Genomic DNA, 18,807 nt, shown 5'->3' with positions numbered 1-18,807 from the left:
ATTCTAATGAATTTATATTCATTAAGAATCTAACTACTTTATTACTAATTCGGCGAAATTAAAAATCTTTAGAAAATACTCCTGAAAATTTATTTAAATTCAGATATCGGAAATCATATAAATCCAACATACTTTGAGAAGTTTTAATCCATCAATCCATCTAGATATATTAGGTGCTCCGGATTTTCTAGCATAATATCTGACTGGATAATTAAGTATTTTTATATTATTGTTTGCTGCTTCAAATAATATTGTGAAGTCTCCAAATGGATCAGACTTGGAATCCCAACTCCCATTTTGTTTCATAAGTTTAAAAAATTTTCTTGAAAAAACTTTTGTTCCACAAAGTGAATCTGATACTTGTTTATTAATGAGAATTGATAAAAATATTGCGAAGAGCCTATTTCCAATATAATTTGCCCATCTCATTGCATTTTTTTCCATTGGGAAAGTTGTGCGAGCACAATTAATTAAAATATTTTCATTTTTAGTTGATTCCATAATTGCTGAAATGCTGTCATCAATATCTACAGTAAAATCACAATCGATTATGGCGAGGGTTTCTCCTGAAGAGATATTAAATCCCTCTACAACTGCATTTTTTTTACCTTTAGAAGTTTGTTTTAAAAGAGTTATATCGAAGGAATCTGAGAAATTTTCTTTTAATTCTTTCAAAGTTTGATATGTATTGTCAGTGCTATTTCCTTCAACAAATATTATTTCCAATTTATTGGGTATTCTTTTGAATTTGTCTAAAGCATTTATTATTAGTTCTTTATTGCCAGCTTCGTTTCTTGCAGGAATCACTATTGATATTAAATGATCGGAAATATTTGCACTATATTTATAAAAAATAACCTCTATCTCGTAGGCAAGTTGTTTAATGATTGGGAGTTTACGGAAAATATTTTTTAAAAATTTTGGAATTTTTTTTGTTGGCAAAGGAGTTAATTTTCTTGCTTTCCATCTAATGGTTCTGTAATTATAGATTTCTGCTAGAGATTCAATATCACACAAAGTTATTCTCGCTCTGCTGGTTGTTTCTCTAAAAATTCTTGAATCTAATCTCAGCCACCTAGTTATTGGCTCCCAAGTATTCCCACGTACTTTAATTGAAATAAATTCGTTGTCATTTTTGAATAATTGATGTAGTTTATTATTCGTTAAATTCCAAGTATTAATTGATTTCATTAATATGTAAAGTTTGCTAAGGACAGTTTAATATATTTAGATTACTTACTTTTTTAATATTAATTTCCAAGGTTCTAAAATATCATTTTCGTATATAACTTCATAAGAAAAATTATTGTTTTCTATTTCTTTAAATTTAGTTGTCCACGCCAATTCTGATTTGCTTAAGTCATCAATGCTCTCTAAACCCTCCCCTAGTTTTGGAGTTAATAATGAAATTCTTATTATCTTTGATTGAGATTGAGAATTTATTGCTGATTTGTCAACTTTTATCAGTTGATTTTTTACAATATCAAGAGATGCGACGTATTCCATTTTTTCTCTTAGTTCTCTTGATCTATCAGTGAATAATCCTGATTGCAAAAGAAATGAAGTTAATAAATAAGGCCCAATTATAAGAGTTATTAATATCTTTTTGAATGACTTTGTCTTTTTTATGAATGACCAAGATATTCCAAAAGAAAATAATCCAAGAATTAGAAATATATTTTCCTTAGAGTTAAAGTTACTTATATTTTTAAAAGCAAAATAATATGTAAATGTTAGAGCTAGTACAAATAATGGAACTATTTTTGAAGTGATAAATATAAAAATTAATTTATATCTTTTAGAGTTAAATAAATATCTTATTCCTACAAAAGTATTAAGAGTAATAATAGATGAGATTTGAAGAGTATAGTAAGGTGTTTTTGTAGAAAAAATACTCAACATACCAACAAGAATTAATGGGAAATAAGTAAGTACATATTTATCCTCTTTTCTTTCAAAAAGATTGTATATTGTGCCAATAATTGCAAAAATACTCCATGGAAGGAATGTTGTGGGAATATTCCAGAAATAATAATAGAAAGGATTTGTAAATGTATTTTTATCAGAGAGATTATTAAACTTCTCAAATAAGTAAAAAATAATATTTTTCTCTAAATAAGGGTTAATAGATAATGTCCAAAATAGATACGGAATAAATCCAATTATTAGTCCAAGCCAAAAGAATTTAGTAAATATAAGATTCTTTTTGGTATATAAGTTTGGTAAGAGAGATAATAAAGGTACGAATACTAAAAAAGTTTTCAGCATAAACGACAAACCAATCCACATACCAAAAAGAAAAATATAGAATTTGTTCTCTTTGCTTTTGATTTTGACTAAAGAAAATACTCCCACAGTTACTAGACATGAAAAAATGATGTCTTGAGTTGCTAAGTGTGAGTAGTCAAACCACAGATATGTAGTAGAAAGTATGAGTGGAGATATAATTGCATATTTTGCATTAAAAAATTCTTCATGTAATTTGTAAGTTATTATTAGCATCAGTATTGCAGCTGTTGTTGTCGGTAAATATGCCGAAAACATATTTCTTCCAAAAATGTCTTGTGACGTTGCCATTAAAAACTGTAAACCTATTGTTCTATCTAAGACATACTCATTCCACCAGAGTGGAATAGTCCAGTTACCCTTCTCTAATATCCATCTAGCTTGAAGTGCATAAAATCCTTCATCAAAGCCAATATAACTTCTTTTGCCAAAGTAAAATATGAGAGGAATAAAAATTAAAAATTTTAAAAGATATCTAAATTTTAAAATTCTATTGATCATTCTTGATTTTTAATTTGATTTTTTAAATGCCGATAATTGGAATTGAACCAATGACCTACTGTTTACGAGACAGTTGCTCTACCCCTGAGCTATATCGGCAATATTTAAAATTGAAATTTTCATATAGACTTGATTTTATAATTTAAAGAATTTATGTCAAAAATAGATCCTAAATTAAAACAGAAATTATTAAAGGAATCCCAAGCTCCTTTCAAAGGGTTGAGGAAGATATTATGGATCGCTTTTAGTGGCTCGGCATTTTTAGGACTTCTAATAATGCTCTCTAAAGTTGCAAGTGGAAGTGAATTACAACAAAATAACCTCTTCATACAATTAGGTGCATGTATATTGTTTCCAACTTTATTATTCCTAGATAGGGATAAAGATTGACAATCTGTATATTTTAATTTATTGAGTTAATGTCCTCTTTTTAGTAACAAATTTGAACGCTTCGATTATGTCTCCTTCAATCCACGAAGAGAATTTATCGCAGCCAACTCCACATTCAAATCCTGTATTGACTTCTTTGACATCATCTTTAGACCTTTTTAGAGAGTCTAAATTACCCTCAAAAATCACTTTATCTGATCTAATAACTCTAAGGGAGCAATTTCTTTGTAATTTGCCAGTTTGTATATAACAGCCTGCTATAGCTCCCTTACCAACTGCGAAAGTTGCTCGAACTTCAGCTTTACCTAATGATTCTTCTACAAGATCGGGTTCGAGTAGACCTTCCATAGCTAACTGAATATCTTCCAAGAGTTTATAAATTACTTCATATTCTCTTATGTCAACATCATTAGCATCAGCTGCTCTCTTTGCTCCTGAGGCTAATGATGTGTTAAACCCAATTATTACTGACCCTGATGCAGCTGCGAGATCAATATCTGTCTCAGTAATTTCTCCCGGAGCAGAGAGTAGAACTCTTACTTGAACTTCATTTTTTGGCAATTGTTCTAGCGATCCCAATATCGCTTCAACGCTACCTTGAACATCAGCCTTAAGAATTAAGTTTAATTCTTTTAATTCTCCATCATTTGCTTGAGTTGATAAGGATGATAAGCTAACTCTTCTAGAAGCCATTTGCTGAGCTAATTTTGTGGCTCTAGCATCTGTAGCTCTATCTCCGACAACAGCTCGAGCATTTTTTTCATCAGCGTAGACCTCAAATTCATCGCCTGCTGTCGGTACTTCACTAAATCCTAGTGCTTCTACTGGGAATGATGGTCCTGCTTCTTTAATCCTATTACCATGTTCATCAACCATTGCTCTAATTTTTCCAAGTACAGAGCCGGCAGCTAAAACATCTCCAGATTTTAAAGTGCCATTTTGTACTAGCAATGTAGCTACAGGACCTTTGGCTTTATCTAAGTGGGCTTCAATCACTGTTCCTTTCGCCGATCTGTCAGGATTAGCTTGTAGATCTTCAACTTCAGAAACTAATAGAATCATTTCGAGTAATTTATCAATATTTTGTTTTTTGATTGCACTTACTGGAACCATCACAGTATCTCCTCCCCAATCTTCAGCTATTAAATCTTTTTCTGATAGTTCTTGCTTGACTCTTTCTGGAGAAGCACCTTCTTTATCTATTTTATTTATAGCAACAACAATTGGTACCTTTGCAGCTCTTGCATGACTGATGGCTTCAAGTGTTTGAGGTCTGCAACCATCATCTGCCGCCACTACAAGAACAGCTACATCAGTAACCTTTGTGCCCCTTGCTCTCATGGCTGTGAAGGCTTCATGACCAGGAGTATCGAGAAAAGTTAATTTTTTCTTTTTAGACTCATGTTCAAATTCAACTTGATAAGCGCCTATATGTTGAGTTATTCCTCCAGCCTCACCAGAAGCCACTCTTGATTCTCTGATTGAATCTAAAAGACTTGTTTTGCCATGATCTACATGACCCATAACCGTAATAACTGGCGGCCTTTTTATAAGATTATCAATATCATCAGATTCAATCATATCAACTGTTTTCTGAGCAGCTTCTTGAATATCATCTTGTAAAACAGGTACACCAAATTCTTCTGCTACTGTTTCGATAGTTGCTAAGTCAAGAGATTGGGTTACAGTTGCGGTTATTCCTTTAAAGAAAAGAGATTTAATTATTTCAGAACTTTCAAGACTTAATTTATCAGCTAATTCTTGAACTGTTAAATTATCTTCGGGAACTATTATCATCTCAGGTCTTACTTGTTTGGCCTCTTTAGCAGCCTTTAATTCCATAGCTCTTCTTTTCTGCCTTTGCCTTGTGGTTTCTTTTTTCTTCTTCTTGAATTGTTTTATAGATTTTTGAGGTTTAGCTTCATCTGATTTTGCTTTCTTTGGACGAGCTAAGCTAGCTGATAATATTGAAATTTTCTCACCAGAGTATCCACTTGTTTCAGATGTTAATGAGTCATCATTCTCACCGATAATATGAACTTTCTGTCTTTGTTTTTGGGGGTTTTTATTTCTTAATGCTTCTAGTTTTGCACTATCATCCCAATCTGTCCTTCCTGGTTTTTTTGAACTATTCGAAAACGCTCTATGAGGTGGTTTCTTGGAACTCGGGGCAGCATTTGGACGACTATTAGGTGCTTTAACCTTCTGTTTAGGTGATTCAATTTTTTGTTTTTCATTATTCTTGATACCTAGTTTTTCCTTCTCAGATTTATTAGTTTTTTGAAGTTGCAAAAGTTCATTAGGTGATACTGGTTTCCTAATCCCAGAGCCCCTTTGGCTATTAAATTTTGAACTAGGCTTATTAAAATCACCTTGCCTTAATGAACTTCCCTGTCTGAAACCTCCATTAGGACTATTTGGGCTAATGGGTCTGTTCGGCTTGACTTGTCTATTAAATGAGCCAGACCTGCTTTGATCTGTTGGTTTATTTCTTAATTCAGGCTTGTTTGGAGCACCGGCCCTATTGTAAGCTCCAGGCCTGTTTGAATTACCAGGCCTATTTGGATTACTTGGCCTATTGCGATTAACCGGTCTATTGGGGATTGTTTGTTTGTAAGAAATATTTTGCTTATTAGAAGTTGTCTTTGGATCTTGTCTTCTAATAGGAGCTCCTACGAGCTCAGGGGTATTTTTCCTATTATTAAAATTTTTTGGTTTAGGTCTATTCGTATTTTGATCAGATTTGTTTAATAGTTGTTTTTTGTCCCCTGAGTTGTAGATGTTCTTGGTAGATTCATTAGATTTAAAATTATTTTTGAAATTCTTAGGCTTTTCAATTAGTTGTATAGGTGGTTTTGCAGAACTTTTAATAGAAGGGCTTGTTTTATTAAGGACATTTTTTTTGTCTTGGTTAAAATTTTGTAAAGGTTTACTCTTTAAATTTTGATTTGGAAGATTGCCTTTAGTTGGTGAATTTGCAACAATATTTGGTTTGTTGAGATTTTTACGTTGGTTTAAAATTATTTTTGGACTATCAGGCTTATTTAGAGGTTTTATCAATAATGGATTTTTGTTTGGATTGTCTTTGAAAGGTTTTCCCTTTATGGAAGAGATGCCAGGAGATTTATCATTTTTGTTTTGTGTCTGAGTATCTTTTTTTATTGAAGGTTTATTAATGGAAAGTATTTTTTTGTCTGTATTTTTTTTATTAATAAGATTTTTAATTTTTTTTGCATCCTCTGCAGTAATAGAACTACTATGACTTTTAACAGAAATTGAAAGTTTTTGAGCAGCATCCAATATATCTTTATTTTCCAGATTTAGGTCTCTGGAAAGTTCGTAAATTCTGATTTTATCGCTGATAGTCATTTAATCTGATTTTTACTCTTTTTGAAATTAAAGAGAATTTATTTTAATTATATTCCCTTATTGGGAAAGTCATTATAGCTTGCAATTTCTTTTTCAAAAATTTCAATAAATTCAGGTTCTAAAAATTTTTTCAAAGCTTTTTGAAGCTTTTTCTTTAGTTTGGAATCTGAATAACATTTTTTTGAATTGCAAATGTAAGCTGAACGCCCCATTCCTTGTTGAAACATAATGCCATGCTTATAATCATTGGTAATCTTTAAAAGATTTTTCCTGTCATATGTTTTTCTACATGAAATACATCTACGCATAACAGGAGTTTGTTTTATCACCGTTTTCTCTCCTCTTTAGCGGATATTTCATCATCTTGAAAATTCTCTAATTGATCATTATTTGAGATTGAATCCTCTTCATATTGTTCTTCTTCATATTCTTGATCATCTTCAGGAAGGGGATAAAGCTCTCTTAATCTTGCATCTTCTGCAGCACGTTCATCTTGTTCTGCTTCTAATCTTAGTTCAGCTTCACGCTGGAGATTCTCTTCTTCTTCCCTTTTAATAATTAATTCAGAAACTGCTGCATCTTCGGCTTCTTTGTCGTATTCATGTGAGTTTTTAACATCAATCTTCCAACCAGTTAATCTTGCGGCAAGTCTTACATTTTGACCTTCTCTACCAATTGCAAGACTCAATTGATCAGGTGGAACTAAAACGTGGGCATGTTGTCCTTCTGGGTCAACCAATCTCACTAGATCAACTTTTGCAGGACTCAAAGAATTTAGAATGTACTGTATAGGATCAGATGACCATTTAATAACATCTATTTTTTCGCCTCTTAATTCATTAACTACTTGTTGAATTCTTGCTCCTCTAGCTCCAATACAAGCACCTACAGGGTCAACTTCTTGTTCGGTACTATCAACTGCTACTTTTGTCCTTGGACCAACAGCTCTTGATGGAGGGTTGGCTTCTCTTGAAACAGCAACAATTTTTACTGTACCTTCTTGGATTTCTGGCACTTCATTTTCAAATAAGTAAACCACTAAACCAGCATTTGCTCTACTTACAAAAAGTTGTGGCCCTTTTCTAGCTATTTCACTTACCTCTTTTAAAAATACTTTGAAAGTTGCATTTGCTCTATAGTTATCATTTGGTAATTGATCTCTCTTGGGAAGTTCGGCCTCAACTTCAGGTCTTCCAATCCCTGAACTGACGCCCATAATAACTGATTGCCTTTCAAATCTTATAACTCTTGCAGTTAAAACTGGATCCTCCAAATCTGCAAATTCTTCTTGGATCATTTTTCTCTGTTGATCTCTTAATTTTTGGGCTAAAACTTGCTTTGTAGTTGAAGCGGCCATTCGCCCAAAGTCCTCTTTTTCTGGAGTGACGTCTAAAACAACTGTGTCACCTATCTGAGCATCATCAGCAACTTGTTTAACTTCTAATAGAGATATTTGATGATCCTCGCTCTCAACTTCCTCAACAATTATTTTACTCGATAATATCCTATAACCTTCTTCATCTAGGTCTAATCCAACATCAAAATTACTAAAATATTCTTCATCAAATGGATCTTCATTAATTCCAATGTAAAAAGTTCTTCTATATTTTTCGTATCCTTTTAGTAAAGCTTCGCGCAAGGCTGCTTCTACTATATTAGGAGGTAGCTTTTTTTCCTCACTAATGTCTTCAATAAGATTGTTTAAACCGGGGAGAATAACTAATGCCATCTATGATGGGAAAATTTAATAATGGTTGAAAAATAATTAATCTTTTAATGTACAAAGACTAATCCTTAGTACTTCATCAAAAGGGATTTTTTTTATCTTACCTTTTATGTTAATGGCTAAATAATCTTTAGACTTTTCATAAAGCAAACCATTAAGAAATTTTATTTTTGAATTCTTTTGGTTTAACTCAACATTAACTGGAAAACCCTTAAAAGTTTTGAAGTCTCTTTCTGAGGTTAATTCATCACTGACCCCTTGACTACTAATTTCTAACACATATGAACAATTTAAGAGATTTGATTTTTCTATTTCGTCATAGGCTGGCGTATTAAATATCGCACAATCATCTAATGAAATGTCCTCCCCATTAGTTTTTTTTATAAAAGTTTCAATAACAATTGGATTTTGGTTAGTTTGAATATTTAATCTGCATACTTCGAAACCCCATTGATTGGCAACTTTTTTTAAAAGAGTTTCTAGTTTTCTTTTGTTTTCTTTATTCAAATTTAATTTTATAAAATTTATTTAAAATTATATTCAAAGATAAAAAGTTTTCATAAAAAAAATTCAAAAATTTGTATTTTATGGATGTAAACAAAAAAACAACAATAATATATTTCTTCAATTAGATTTAGTCCATAAATTCAAAAACTATTAAATAAATGAAATTACTTAAGATTAAATTTATTAATTTAATCCAAATATTCATTATTGTTTGTTTTTGTTTGGTTAATTTCTCTCAAAAAGCTGAAGTTTTTGCTTTAAATGAATCCGGAAATCATAATTTTGTGTCATCTGCAGTTAAAAATGTTGCTCCTGCAGTTGTAAAAATTGATACTGAGCGATTGGTAGAGAGGCAACAATTTGATCCGACTTTGTTGGATCCTTTATTGAGAGATTTACTTGGAGAGCCAGGAATTACACCTGATAAAGAAAGAGGCCAAGGTTCTGGAGTCATTATTAATCAGGATGGTTTGGTTCTTACAAATGCTCATGTTGTAGAAAGAGTTGATAATGTTTCAGTAACTTTGCCAGATGGAACGATTTGTGATGGTCAGGTTTTGGGAACTGATGCAGTCACTGATCTAGCTTTAGTAAAAATTGAAGAATCTAATTATTCCAGTTTTGCACCTCTTGGAAATTCAGAAGATCTTGAAGTTGGAGATTGGGCAATAGCTCTAGGCACACCTTATGGTCTAGAAAAAACTGTTACTTTGGGGATAGTAAGTAGCCTACATAGGGATATTAATAGTCTCGGATTTTCAGATAAAAGGCTTGATCTTATTCAGACTGATGCGGCAATAAATCCAGGAAATTCAGGAGGACCACTTATTAATTCAAATGGAGAGGTTATAGGAATAAATACCTTAGTTAGAAGCGGTCCAGGTGCCGGTCTGGGTTTTGCAATTCCTATTAATTTAGCTAAAAATGTTTCTGATCAGCTTCTGCAAAAAGGAGAAGTTATTCATCCATATTTAGGGGTTCAATTGATTTCTTTGAATCCTAAAATCGCAAAAGAACATAATCAAGACCCCAATTCATTAGTTCAATTACCTGAAAGAAATGGAGCTTTAATACAGTCTGTTATACCTAATAGCCCTGCTGAAAAAGCTGGTTTAAGAAGAGGAGACTTAGTAATAGCAGCCGAAAATATTTCTATAGAAGAACCTAAAGCTCTGTTAGATGAAGTAGAAAAAGCTCAGATAGGAAAAATATTCCTCTTAAATGTTTTAAGGGATAATAAAGAAATAAAGATAAATATTAAACCAGAACCTCTACCAGGTTTGACATAAATCACCCATTGAAATTTAATAATCTATAAACTTAGAAAAAAAGATTTTGGATTCACAAACTCAAATGAAACAAATAGTTGCTGATGCGGCAATTAAGGAAGTGAAAAGTGAAATGATACTCGGATTAGGATCTGGATCAACAGCTGCACTTATGATAAAAAGTCTTGCTGATGAAATTCGTTCTGGAAAATTGAAAAATATAAAAGGTGTTGCAACTTCTTTTCAGTCGGAAGTTTTAGCGTTAGAACTCGATATCCCGCTTATAGATTTAGCTTCTGTTTCTCGAATTGATTTAGCAATTGATGGAGCAGATGAAGTTGATCCCAGATTTCAATTAATAAAAGGAGGAGGAGCATGCCATGTTAGAGAAAAGTTAGTGGCATCTAAAGCTAATCAATTGTTAATTGTTGTTGATTCAACTAAACTGGTACAAAACTTAAATCAATCTTTCCCATTACCTGTAGAGGTACTGCCAAATGCGTGGAAGCAAGTTCAGGAAGTTATTTCTGAAATGAATGGCAGCTCTACTTTAAGAATGGCTAATAAAAAAGCTGGCCCAGTTGTTACTGACCAAGGCAACCTAATTCTAGATGTCTTGTTTAAGGATGGTATCAAGAATCCCAAAGACATTGAAATGACTATTAATAATATTCCAGGAGTATTAGAAAACGGATTATTTGTTGATCTTGCAGACAAAGTACTGGTTGGTAAAATTGAAAACAGTACTCCAGTTGTTTACGCTCCCTCAAAAGTTTGATAATCTTCAAATCTTATTTGTACTGAGTTGGCGTGGCTATGTAAACCCTCGCTTTTAGCAAGATTAATAATATCAAGGCTGTTGACTTTTAAACTTTCTTCATTAAATTCTATTATTGAGGTATTTTTCATAAAAGTTTCAACTCCTAGAGAACCGCTAAATCTAGAATTTCCTGATGTAGGTAAAGTGTGATTTGGTCCGGCTAGATAATCACCAACAGCCTCCGGGGTCCATTTCCCTAAAAATATTGCCCCTGCATTCTCTATGCCTTCAAGAATCTTATTTGAATCGAAAGCTAAAATTTCTAAGTGTTCTGGAGCAAAATTATTGCTTAGTTCAATACATGATTCATTATTTTCGCAAATAACTATTAATCCCCAATTTTTTATTGATTGCAAGCAAATTTCTTTTCTTGGATGATCTTCTATTTTTTTATAAACTTCCTTTAAAACTTCTTTTGCCTGGTTCTTTGATGTGGTTAGTAGTATTGAAGAAGCCAAAGGATCATGTTCTGCTTGTGCTAGTAGATCAGATGCTATATGAGTGCTTTTAGCTGTTTCATCTGCAATGATTAATATTTCACTTGGACCAGCTAAAGAATCAATTCCTGTAGAGCCATAAATTAGTTTTTTAGCAGTAGTTACATAAATATTCCCTGGACCTGAAATAACATCAACTTTATTGATTTGATTTGTGCCAAATGCTAAAGCACCAATTGCTTGAGCTCCTCCAATTCTAAAAACTTTATTGATTCCTGCTAAGTGAGCAGCCGCTAAAACAGTTTTGTTTATTTCCCCTTCTTTATTTCCAGGAGATACCATTATGATTTCTTCTACTCCTGCTACTGTTGCAGGTATTGCATTCATTAATACGGTACTTGGATAAGCAGCTCTGCCTCCAGGAATATAAATACCTGCATTTTTTACTGGTCTCCATCTCCTTTGGACTACATCACCATATTCTCCTTCAATTGTGAAAGATGATGGGATTTCCTTTTCATGGAATTTTTTAATTCTATTGTGGGCGACTTCAAGTGAGCGCTTTAAACTGCTATCAATTGCATTCCATGCATTCTTTAAGTCATATGCGCTAACTTGCATAGGGTTAGGGTCGAACCCATCAAATTTTCTTGTATATTTTTCTACAGCTTTATCCCCAAAATTTTTTACATCTTTAAGAATTTCGTCGACAATTTCATTTATCTTGTTATTGTTTTCTGAATTGGTTCGAGAAGAAATTCTTTTTAATTCCCGGATAGCTTCTTTTTTATTATTTATGATCCTCATATTCTTAATTTTGTTTCAAATTTAAAGGGCCAAGACCTAATTTAGTAACCTATTGAAATTATATATGATTGATCAGATGTCGATTTATTTGTTATGATGATAATCTTCTATTTATATACCCTCTGTGGCTAATAACAAATCAGCAAAAAAGAGAATACAAATTGCCGAAAGAAATCGTTTAATTAATAAATCATACAAATCTACAGTTAGGACTTTGACTAAAAAAACCTTAGAAAATTGTGAAAAATATAAAAAAGATCCCAATGAAGATAATAAAAATTTGGTTAAAACAAGTCTTAATAAAACTTTTAGTTTAATAGATAAAGCTGTTAAAAAAAATGTTCTACATAAGAATAACGGGGCCAATAAAAAATCAAAAATTAACAATTTTGTAAAAACTACTTTCACCACAAAGTAAAAAAAATAATAATTATGAGCGATATTGAACTCATAGACTCGCACTGTCATTTAATATTTGAAAATTTCGATAAAGATCTTAAAGATGTTGTTATTAGATTGCGTTCTAGAGGTGTGAAAAAATTAGTTCATGCTTGCTGTGAATTAACAGAAATTCCTAAGTTAAAAAAAATATCCAATGAATTTAATGAAATTTATTATTCAGTAGGCTTGCATCCACTAGAAGCAAGAAAATGGGAACTAAGTTCTAAATCTCTTTTAAGGAGTTCAGCTCAAGAAGATAGAAAAGTTGTAGCTATTGGTGAATTAGGCCTGGATTTTTTTAAAAGTGAAAATAAAACTCAGCAAATTGATGCTCTTATTCCACAAATGGAGTTAGCTTGCGAACTTAAATTGCCTGTGATTATCCATTGCAGAGATGCTGCAAATGAAATGATCAAGATATGTAAAGACCTTTCTAAAAAAGGAAAATGCCCTACAGGTGTACTTCACTGTTGGACAGGAAGCCCAAAAGAAATGAAGCAATTCTTGGATCTTGGTTTTTATATCAGTTTTAGTGGAATAGTGACTTTCCCAAAAGCTCATGAAATTCATGAATGTGCGAAGATAGTTCCTAATGATAAATACTTAATTGAAACTGACTCACCATTCTTAGCCCCTGTTCCCCATAGGGGAAAAAGAAATGAACCTGCATTTGTTGAAAATGTTGCAAATTTTATGGCAGATTTAAGATCTACGGACTTAACTACAGTTGCCACAGAGTCATCTAAGAATGCTAAAAATTTGTTTAAATTTGACTTGTTAAGTTGACACAGTAGCTGCTAGGATTAGGAATTACTGGAAATTTTTCTTAATTTTTAGTTTTAACTTTCTAAATTAATGGTTCTAACCATTCAATTCAATTTTTTATTAAATCAATTTTCTTTTGAAATCCAGATTTAATGATTAATTTCAAAGTAAAAGAAATGTTAAACAAATAAAATTGAGTATATTTAAAGTAAATAGTAAATCTCACATAATCGCAGGTTTTCTTGGATGAGCAGTAGCGCTTTACAGGTAGCAAAAACAGCTACTTATCTACCAGATTTAGTTGAAGTACAAAGAGCAAGCTTTAAATGGTTTTTGGAAAAGGGTTTAATAGAAGAATTGCAAAACTTTTCTCCCATTTCTGATTACACAGGTAAATTAGAATTACATTTTATTGGTGAAGAGTACAGGTTAAAAAGACCTAGACATGACGTTGAGGAAGCAAAAAGAAGAGATGCAACATTTGCTTCCCAAATGTATGTAAGTTGTAGATTAATTAACAAAGAGACAGGGGAAATTAAAGAACAAGAAGTATTTATTGGTGAATTACCATTAATGACTGAAAGAGGTACTTTCATCATTAATGGGGCTGAAAGAGTAATTGTTAATCAAATTGTTCGAAGTCCAGGGGTATATTTCAAAGATGAACAGGACAAAAATGGCCGAAGAACTTACAATGCGAGCGTTATTCCCAATAGAGGTGCATGGTTAAAATTCGAGACTGACAAGAACAATTTACTTTATGTAAGAGTTGATAAAACTAGAAAAATAAATGCTCATGTTCTTATGAGAGCTATGGGTCTTTCTGATAATGATGTTATTGATAAACTTAGACATCCTGAGTTTTATCAAAATTCTATTGATTCAGCTAATGACGAAGGTATTAATTCAGAAGATCAGGCCTTACTTGAGCTTTATAAAAAGTTACGTCCTGGAGAGCCACCTTCTGTGTCTGGAGGACAACAGCTACTACAAAGTAGATTTTTTGATCCAAAAAGATATGATTTAGGCCGAGTTGGTAGATATAAAATAAATAAAAAATTAAGGCTTACTGTCCCAGATGATATTAGAACACTTACCCATGAAGATGTTCTCTCAACTATTGATTATTTAATTAACCTAGAATTGGATGTGGGTGGTGCGACTTTGGATGATATTGACCATCTTGGTAACCGAAGGGTTAGATCTGTAGGAGAACTTCTTCAAAACCAAGTAAGAGTTGGACTTAACCGTTTAGAGAGGATTATTAAGGAAAGAATGACTGTTGGAGAAACAGATTCTCTCACTCCCGCTCAACTAGTTAACCCTAAACCTTTAGTTGCTGCTATTAAGGAGTTTTTTGGCTCCAGTCAATTAAGTCAATTCATGGATCAAACTAATCCTCTGGCTGAATTAACGCATAAGAGAAGAATCTCCGCCTTAGGTCCTGGGGGGTTAACAAGAGAAAGAGCAGGTTTTGCTGTTAGAGATATTCATCCTTCACATTATGGAAGATTATGTCCCATTGAAACTCCAGAAGGTCCTAATGCTGGACTGATAAATTCTTTAGCTACACATGCAAGAGTAAATGAGTATGGTTTTATTGAAACTCCTTTTTGGGAAGTTAAGAACGGTAAAGTAAATAAAGAAGGTAATCCTATGTATCTTTCTGCAGATCTAGAAGATGAGTGCAGGGTGGCTCCAGGAGATGTAGCAACTGACAAGGATGGAAATATACTTGCAAATCTAATCCCAGTAAGATACAGACAAGATTTTGAAAAAGTACCTCCTCATCAAGTTGATTATGTTCAGCTTTCCCCTGTTCAAGTAATTTCAGTTGCAACTTCATTAATTCCTTTTTTAGAACATGATGATGCAAATAGAGCTTTGATGGGATCGAATATGCAACGCCAAGCAGTTCCATTACTCAGGCCTGAACGTCCTTTGGTTGGAACAGGTTTAGAAATGCAAGTTGCTAGAGATTCGGGAATGGTTCCCATAACAAAAGTTAATGGAACTGTATCTTATGTAGATGCTAATGAGATTGTTGTTAAGGACGAGGATGGTAACGAACATTTTCATTATCTTCAAAAATATCAAAGATCAAATCAAGATACTTGTCTAAACCAAAGACCTATCGTAAAAATTGGAGATCAAGTTATATCTGGGCAAGTGTTAGCGGATGGATCGGCATGTGAAGGAGGGGAAATAGCACTTGGCCAGAATGTTTTAATTGCATATATGCCATGGGAGGGCTACAACTATGAAGATGCAATTCTTGTGAGCGAGAGGATGGTAACTGATGATTTATATACATCGGTGCATATAGAAAAATATGAAATAGAGGCAAGACAAACAAAATTAGGACCTGAAGAAATCACAAGAGAGATTCCCAATATCTCTGAAGAAAGTTTAAATAATCTTGATGAAATGGGAATTATCAGGATTGGTGCTTTTGTCGAGAGTGGGGATATTCTCGTAGGAAAAGTTACACCAAAAGGCGAATCAGACCAACCACCTGAAGAAAAACTATTGAGAGCTATTTTTGGTGAAAAGGCTCGAGATGTTAGAGACAACTCCCTGAGGGTCCCTAAAACTGAAAAGGGAAGGGTTTTGGATGTTCGAATTTACACTAGAGAACAAGGTGATGAGTTGCCTCCAGGGGCTAATATGGTTGTAAGAGTTTATGTGGCCCAGAGAAGGAAAATACAAGTAGGCGATAAAATGGCTGGAAGGCATGGTAATAAAGGGATTATTAGCAGAATCCTACCTAGAGAAGACATGCCTTATTTACCTGATGGAACTCCTGTAGATATAGTCCTTAATCCTTTAGGAGTTCCAAGTAGGATGAATGTTGGTCAAGTTTTTGAATTATTGATGGGCTGGGCAGCCTCGAACTTAAATTGCAGGGTTAAAGTTGTACCTTTCGATGAAATGTATGGTGCTGAAAAATCACATCAGACTGTTCAAGCATTTTTAGAGGAGGCTTCAAAACAGCCAGGTAAAGCATGGGTTTACAATCCTGAAGATCCTGGGAAGTTATTACTAAAAGATGGTAGAACAGGGGAACCTTTTGATCAACCAGTTGCTGTTGGATATTCTCACTTCCTTAAGTTAGTTCATTTGGTGGATGATAAAATTCATGCCAGGTCAACTGGTCCTTACTCTTTGGTTACACAACAGCCATTGGGTGGTAAAGCACAGCAAGGTGGACAAAGGCTTGGAGAAATGGAAGTTTGGGCTCTTGAAGCTTATGGAGCAGCCTATACTCTTCAAGAACTATTAACAGTTAAATCTGATGATATGCAGGGAAGAAATGAAGCTCTAAATGCAATAGTAAAAGGTAAACCAATCCCTAGGCCTGGAACGCCTGAGTCATTTAAAGTTCTTATGAGAGAATTACAATCTTTAGGTTTAGATATTGGGGTTTATACAGATGAAGGAAAAGAAGTGGATTTAATGCAAGATATAAACCCTAGAAGGAATACTCCATCGAGGCCTACCTACGAATCATTAGGAACCTCTGAATATGAGGAAGATTAAATACTACATAAAAAAACTTTTACCTTAAATTTCCCAAAAATGACAAACAGCAACTTAAGAACTGAAAATCACTTTGATTACGTAAAAATTTCAATAGCTTCTCCACAAAGAATAATGGATTGGGGACAGAGGACATTGCCCAATGGCCAAGTGGTAGGTGAAGTTACGAAACCTGAAACTATTAATTACAGGACACTTAAACCAGAAATGGATGGTTTGTTTTGTGAAAAGATTTTTGGACCCTCTAAAGATTGGGAATGCCATTGCGGTAAATATAAAAGAGTTAGACATAGAGGCATTGTTTGTGAAAGATGTGGAGTTGAGGTAACTGAAAGTAGAGTTAGAAGACATAGGATGGGTTATATAAAACTTGCTGCACCAGTTTCCCATGTTTGGTATTTGAAAGGAATTCCTAGTTACGTTGCAATTCTTCTTGATATTCCCCTTAGAGATGTCGAACAAATAGTTTATTTTAATTGTTATGTTGTCCTAGACCCAGGGGATCATAAAGAACTCAAATATAAGCAATTATTAACTGAGGATGAATGGCTGGAAATTGAAGATGAAATCTATGCTGAAGATTCAACAATTGAAAATGAGCCTTTCGTGGGTATTGGGGCTGAGGCTCTTAAGCAACTACTTGAGGACCTTGATTTAAATCAAGTTGCTGAGGAGCTCAGAGAAGAAATCACAAGAAGTAAGGGGCAAAAAAGAGCAAAACTTATAAAAAGGATAAGAGTTATTGATAATTTCATTGCAACTAACGCAAAACCAGAATGGATGGTCTTAGATGCAATTCCTGTTATACCTCCAGATCTTAGACCTATGGTTCAACTTGATGGTGGTAGATTTGCAACCTCCGATTTAAATGATCTTTACAGAAGAGTTATAAATAGAAATAATAGACTAGCCAGGCTTCAAGAAATTTTGGCTCCTGAAATTATCGTAAGAAATGAAAAAAGAATGCTTCAGGAGGCAGTTGATGCTCTTATAGATAATGGAAGGAGGGGAAGGACTGTTGTTGGAGCAAACAATAGAGCTCTTAAGTCACTTAGCGACATTATTGAAGGAAAACAAGGTAGATTTAGACAGAATCTTCTCGGTAAACGTGTTGACTATTCAGGTAGATCTGTAATAGTTGTAGGCCCTAAATTAAAAATGCATCAGTGTGGTCTTCCAAAGGAAATGGCTCTCGAGCTCTTCCAACCTTTTGTAATTCACAGGTTAATACGTCAAAATATCGTAAATAATATCAAAGCAGCAAAAAAATTAATACAAAAAGCTGATGATGAAGTTATGCAGGTACTTCAGGAAGTTATTGAAGGTCACCCAATTCTTTTAAATAGAGCGCCTACATTGCATAGGTTAGGAATTCAAGCTTTCGAACCAAAATTAGTTGGAGGTAGAGCAATACAACTTCATCCTTTAGTATGTCCTGCATTTAATGCTGACTTTGATGGAGATCAAATGGCAGTTCATGTGCCTTTAGCGTTAGAATCACAAACTGAGGCACGCATGCTCATGTTGGCTAGTAATAACATTCTATCTCCCGCAACAGGGGAACCAATTGTCACTCCATCACAAGATATGGTTTTGGGATCATATTATTTGACTGCTTTGCAACCTAATTATCAAAGACCAGAGTTTGGAAGTAACAATAGTACTTTTGCTTCACTAGAAGATGTAATTTTTGCTTTTGAAGATAAAAGACTTAGCTTACATGAATGGGTATGGGTTAGATTTAATGGAGAAGTTGAAGATGAAGATGAAATGAGTAATCCACAAAAAACTGAAGATTTAGAAGATGGCTCAAGATTAGAAATTTGGAACTTAAGAAGAGACAGATTTGACTCCCAGAATAATTTAATAAGCAGATTTGTTTTAACAACTGTTGGAAGAGTAGTTATGAACTATACCATTATTGATTCTGTATCTAAAACGTAACCTTTA

The 18,807-nt window shown here is 33.3% G+C and carries 14 protein-coding genes and 1 tRNA gene; 7 read left to right on the top strand and 8 right to left on the bottom strand.

Annotated elements, in window-relative coordinates:
• Positions 1 to 99 precede the first annotated feature (99 nt).
• The 3 genes from SOI86_RS05435 to SOI86_RS05425 form a co-directional block, all read right to left on the bottom strand.
• Positions 100 to 1,191 (bottom strand): glycosyltransferase family 2 protein, encoded by a 1,092-nt coding sequence (locus SOI86_RS05435; RefSeq protein WP_320680846.1) that lies wholly within the window; start codon positions 1,189 to 1,191, stop codon positions 100 to 102.
• 45 nt (positions 1,192 to 1,236) lie between these two features.
• Positions 1,237 to 2,787, bottom strand: a complete 1,551-nt coding sequence (locus SOI86_RS05430) for an ArnT family glycosyltransferase (RefSeq protein WP_320680845.1) — start codon at positions 2,785 to 2,787, stop codon at positions 1,237 to 1,239.
• Between the two features lie 27 nt (positions 2,788 to 2,814).
• Positions 2,815 to 2,886: transfer RNA gene (locus SOI86_RS05425), tRNA-Thr, on the bottom strand.
• A 54-nt stretch (positions 2,887 to 2,940) separates the two neighbouring features.
• Here SOI86_RS05425 and SOI86_RS05420 point away from each other — a divergent pair.
• Positions 2,941 to 3,177: a DUF3493 domain-containing protein gene (locus SOI86_RS05420; RefSeq protein ID WP_320680844.1), complete on the top strand. Its 237-nt coding sequence runs from the start codon at positions 2,941 to 2,943 to the stop codon at positions 3,175 to 3,177.
• A gap of 18 nt (positions 3,178 to 3,195) precedes the next feature.
• Here SOI86_RS05420 and infB read toward each other — a convergent pair whose 3' ends face one another.
• The 4 genes from infB to rimP are packed head-to-tail and all read right to left on the bottom strand — an operon-like array spanning position 3,196 to position 8,779.
• Positions 3,196 to 6,546 (bottom strand): translation initiation factor IF-2, encoded by a 3,351-nt coding sequence (infB, locus tag SOI86_RS05415; RefSeq protein ID WP_320680843.1) that lies wholly within the window; start codon positions 6,544 to 6,546, stop codon positions 3,196 to 3,198.
• Positions 6,547 to 6,593: 47 nt separating this feature from the next.
• On the bottom strand, positions 6,594 to 6,875 hold the full coding sequence (locus SOI86_RS05410) for a YlxR family protein (protein WP_320680842.1): 282 nt from the start codon (positions 6,873 to 6,875) through the stop codon (positions 6,594 to 6,596).
• Positions 6,872 to 8,275: a transcription termination factor NusA gene (gene nusA / locus SOI86_RS05405; RefSeq protein ID WP_320680841.1), complete on the bottom strand. Its 1,404-nt coding sequence runs from the start codon at positions 8,273 to 8,275 to the stop codon at positions 6,872 to 6,874. The genes SOI86_RS05410 and nusA overlap by 4 nt, the downstream gene beginning before the upstream one ends.
• A 36-nt stretch (positions 8,276 to 8,311) precedes the next feature.
• Positions 8,312 to 8,779 carry a ribosome maturation factor RimP gene (gene rimP / locus SOI86_RS05400; RefSeq protein ID WP_320680840.1) on the bottom strand — a complete coding sequence of 156 codons (468 nt, stop codon included), beginning with the start codon at positions 8,777 to 8,779 and terminating at the stop codon, positions 8,312 to 8,314.
• 158 nt (positions 8,780 to 8,937) lie between these two features.
• Here rimP and SOI86_RS05395 point away from each other — a divergent pair, with 158 nt between their 5' ends.
• Positions 8,938 to 10,068, top strand: coding sequence for a trypsin-like peptidase domain-containing protein (locus tag SOI86_RS05395; protein ID WP_320680839.1), 1,131 nt, complete (start codon positions 8,938 to 8,940; stop codon positions 10,066 to 10,068).
• A gap of 46 nt (positions 10,069 to 10,114) precedes the next feature.
• Positions 10,115 to 10,825 carry a ribose-5-phosphate isomerase RpiA gene (rpiA, locus tag SOI86_RS05390; protein ID WP_414477935.1) on the top strand — a complete coding sequence of 237 codons (711 nt, stop codon included), beginning with the start codon at positions 10,115 to 10,117 and terminating at the stop codon, positions 10,823 to 10,825.
• Here the strand turns inward: rpiA and hisD are convergent.
• Positions 10,804 to 12,111 (bottom strand): histidinol dehydrogenase, encoded by a 1,308-nt coding sequence (gene hisD, locus SOI86_RS05385; RefSeq protein ID WP_320680838.1) that lies wholly within the window; start codon positions 12,109 to 12,111, stop codon positions 10,804 to 10,806. The two genes, rpiA and hisD, sit on opposite strands and share 22 nt — an antisense overlap.
• A gap of 124 nt (positions 12,112 to 12,235) precedes the next feature.
• On the opposite strand from hisD, the gene rpsT reads away from it, so the two are divergent.
• The 4 genes from rpsT to SOI86_RS05365 all read left to right on the top strand — a co-directional run bounded on the left by rpsT (position 12,236) and on the right by SOI86_RS05365 (position 18,801).
• Complete coding sequence (rpsT, locus tag SOI86_RS05380) at positions 12,236 to 12,529, top strand: 30S ribosomal protein S20 (RefSeq protein WP_320680837.1); 294 nt, start codon at positions 12,236 to 12,238, stop codon at positions 12,527 to 12,529.
• A 14-nt stretch (positions 12,530 to 12,543) separates the two neighbouring features.
• The gene (locus SOI86_RS05375) at positions 12,544 to 13,338 is read left to right on the top strand and encodes a TatD family hydrolase (RefSeq protein ID WP_320680836.1); all 795 of its coding nucleotides are present in this window, start codon (positions 12,544 to 12,546) and stop codon (positions 13,336 to 13,338) included.
• 225 nt (positions 13,339 to 13,563) lie between these two features.
• Positions 13,564 to 16,857, top strand: coding sequence for a DNA-directed RNA polymerase subunit beta (gene rpoB / locus SOI86_RS05370; RefSeq protein WP_320680835.1), 3,294 nt, complete (start codon positions 13,564 to 13,566; stop codon positions 16,855 to 16,857).
• A 39-nt stretch (positions 16,858 to 16,896) separates the two neighbouring features.
• Positions 16,897 to 18,801 (top strand): DNA-directed RNA polymerase subunit gamma, encoded by a 1,905-nt coding sequence (locus tag SOI86_RS05365; protein WP_320680834.1) that lies wholly within the window; start codon positions 16,897 to 16,899, stop codon positions 18,799 to 18,801.
• The last annotated feature ends 6 nt before the right edge of the window (positions 18,802 to 18,807 follow it).

The sequence above is a fragment of the Prochlorococcus sp. MIT 1314 genome, assembly GCF_034093315.1.
GTDB lineage: Bacteria > Cyanobacteriota > Cyanobacteriia > PCC-6307 > Cyanobiaceae > Prochlorococcus_A > Prochlorococcus_A marinus_Y.
The sequence above is the reverse complement of the archived record's forward strand: the minus strand, read 5'-3'. Positions and strand labels throughout refer to the sequence as shown.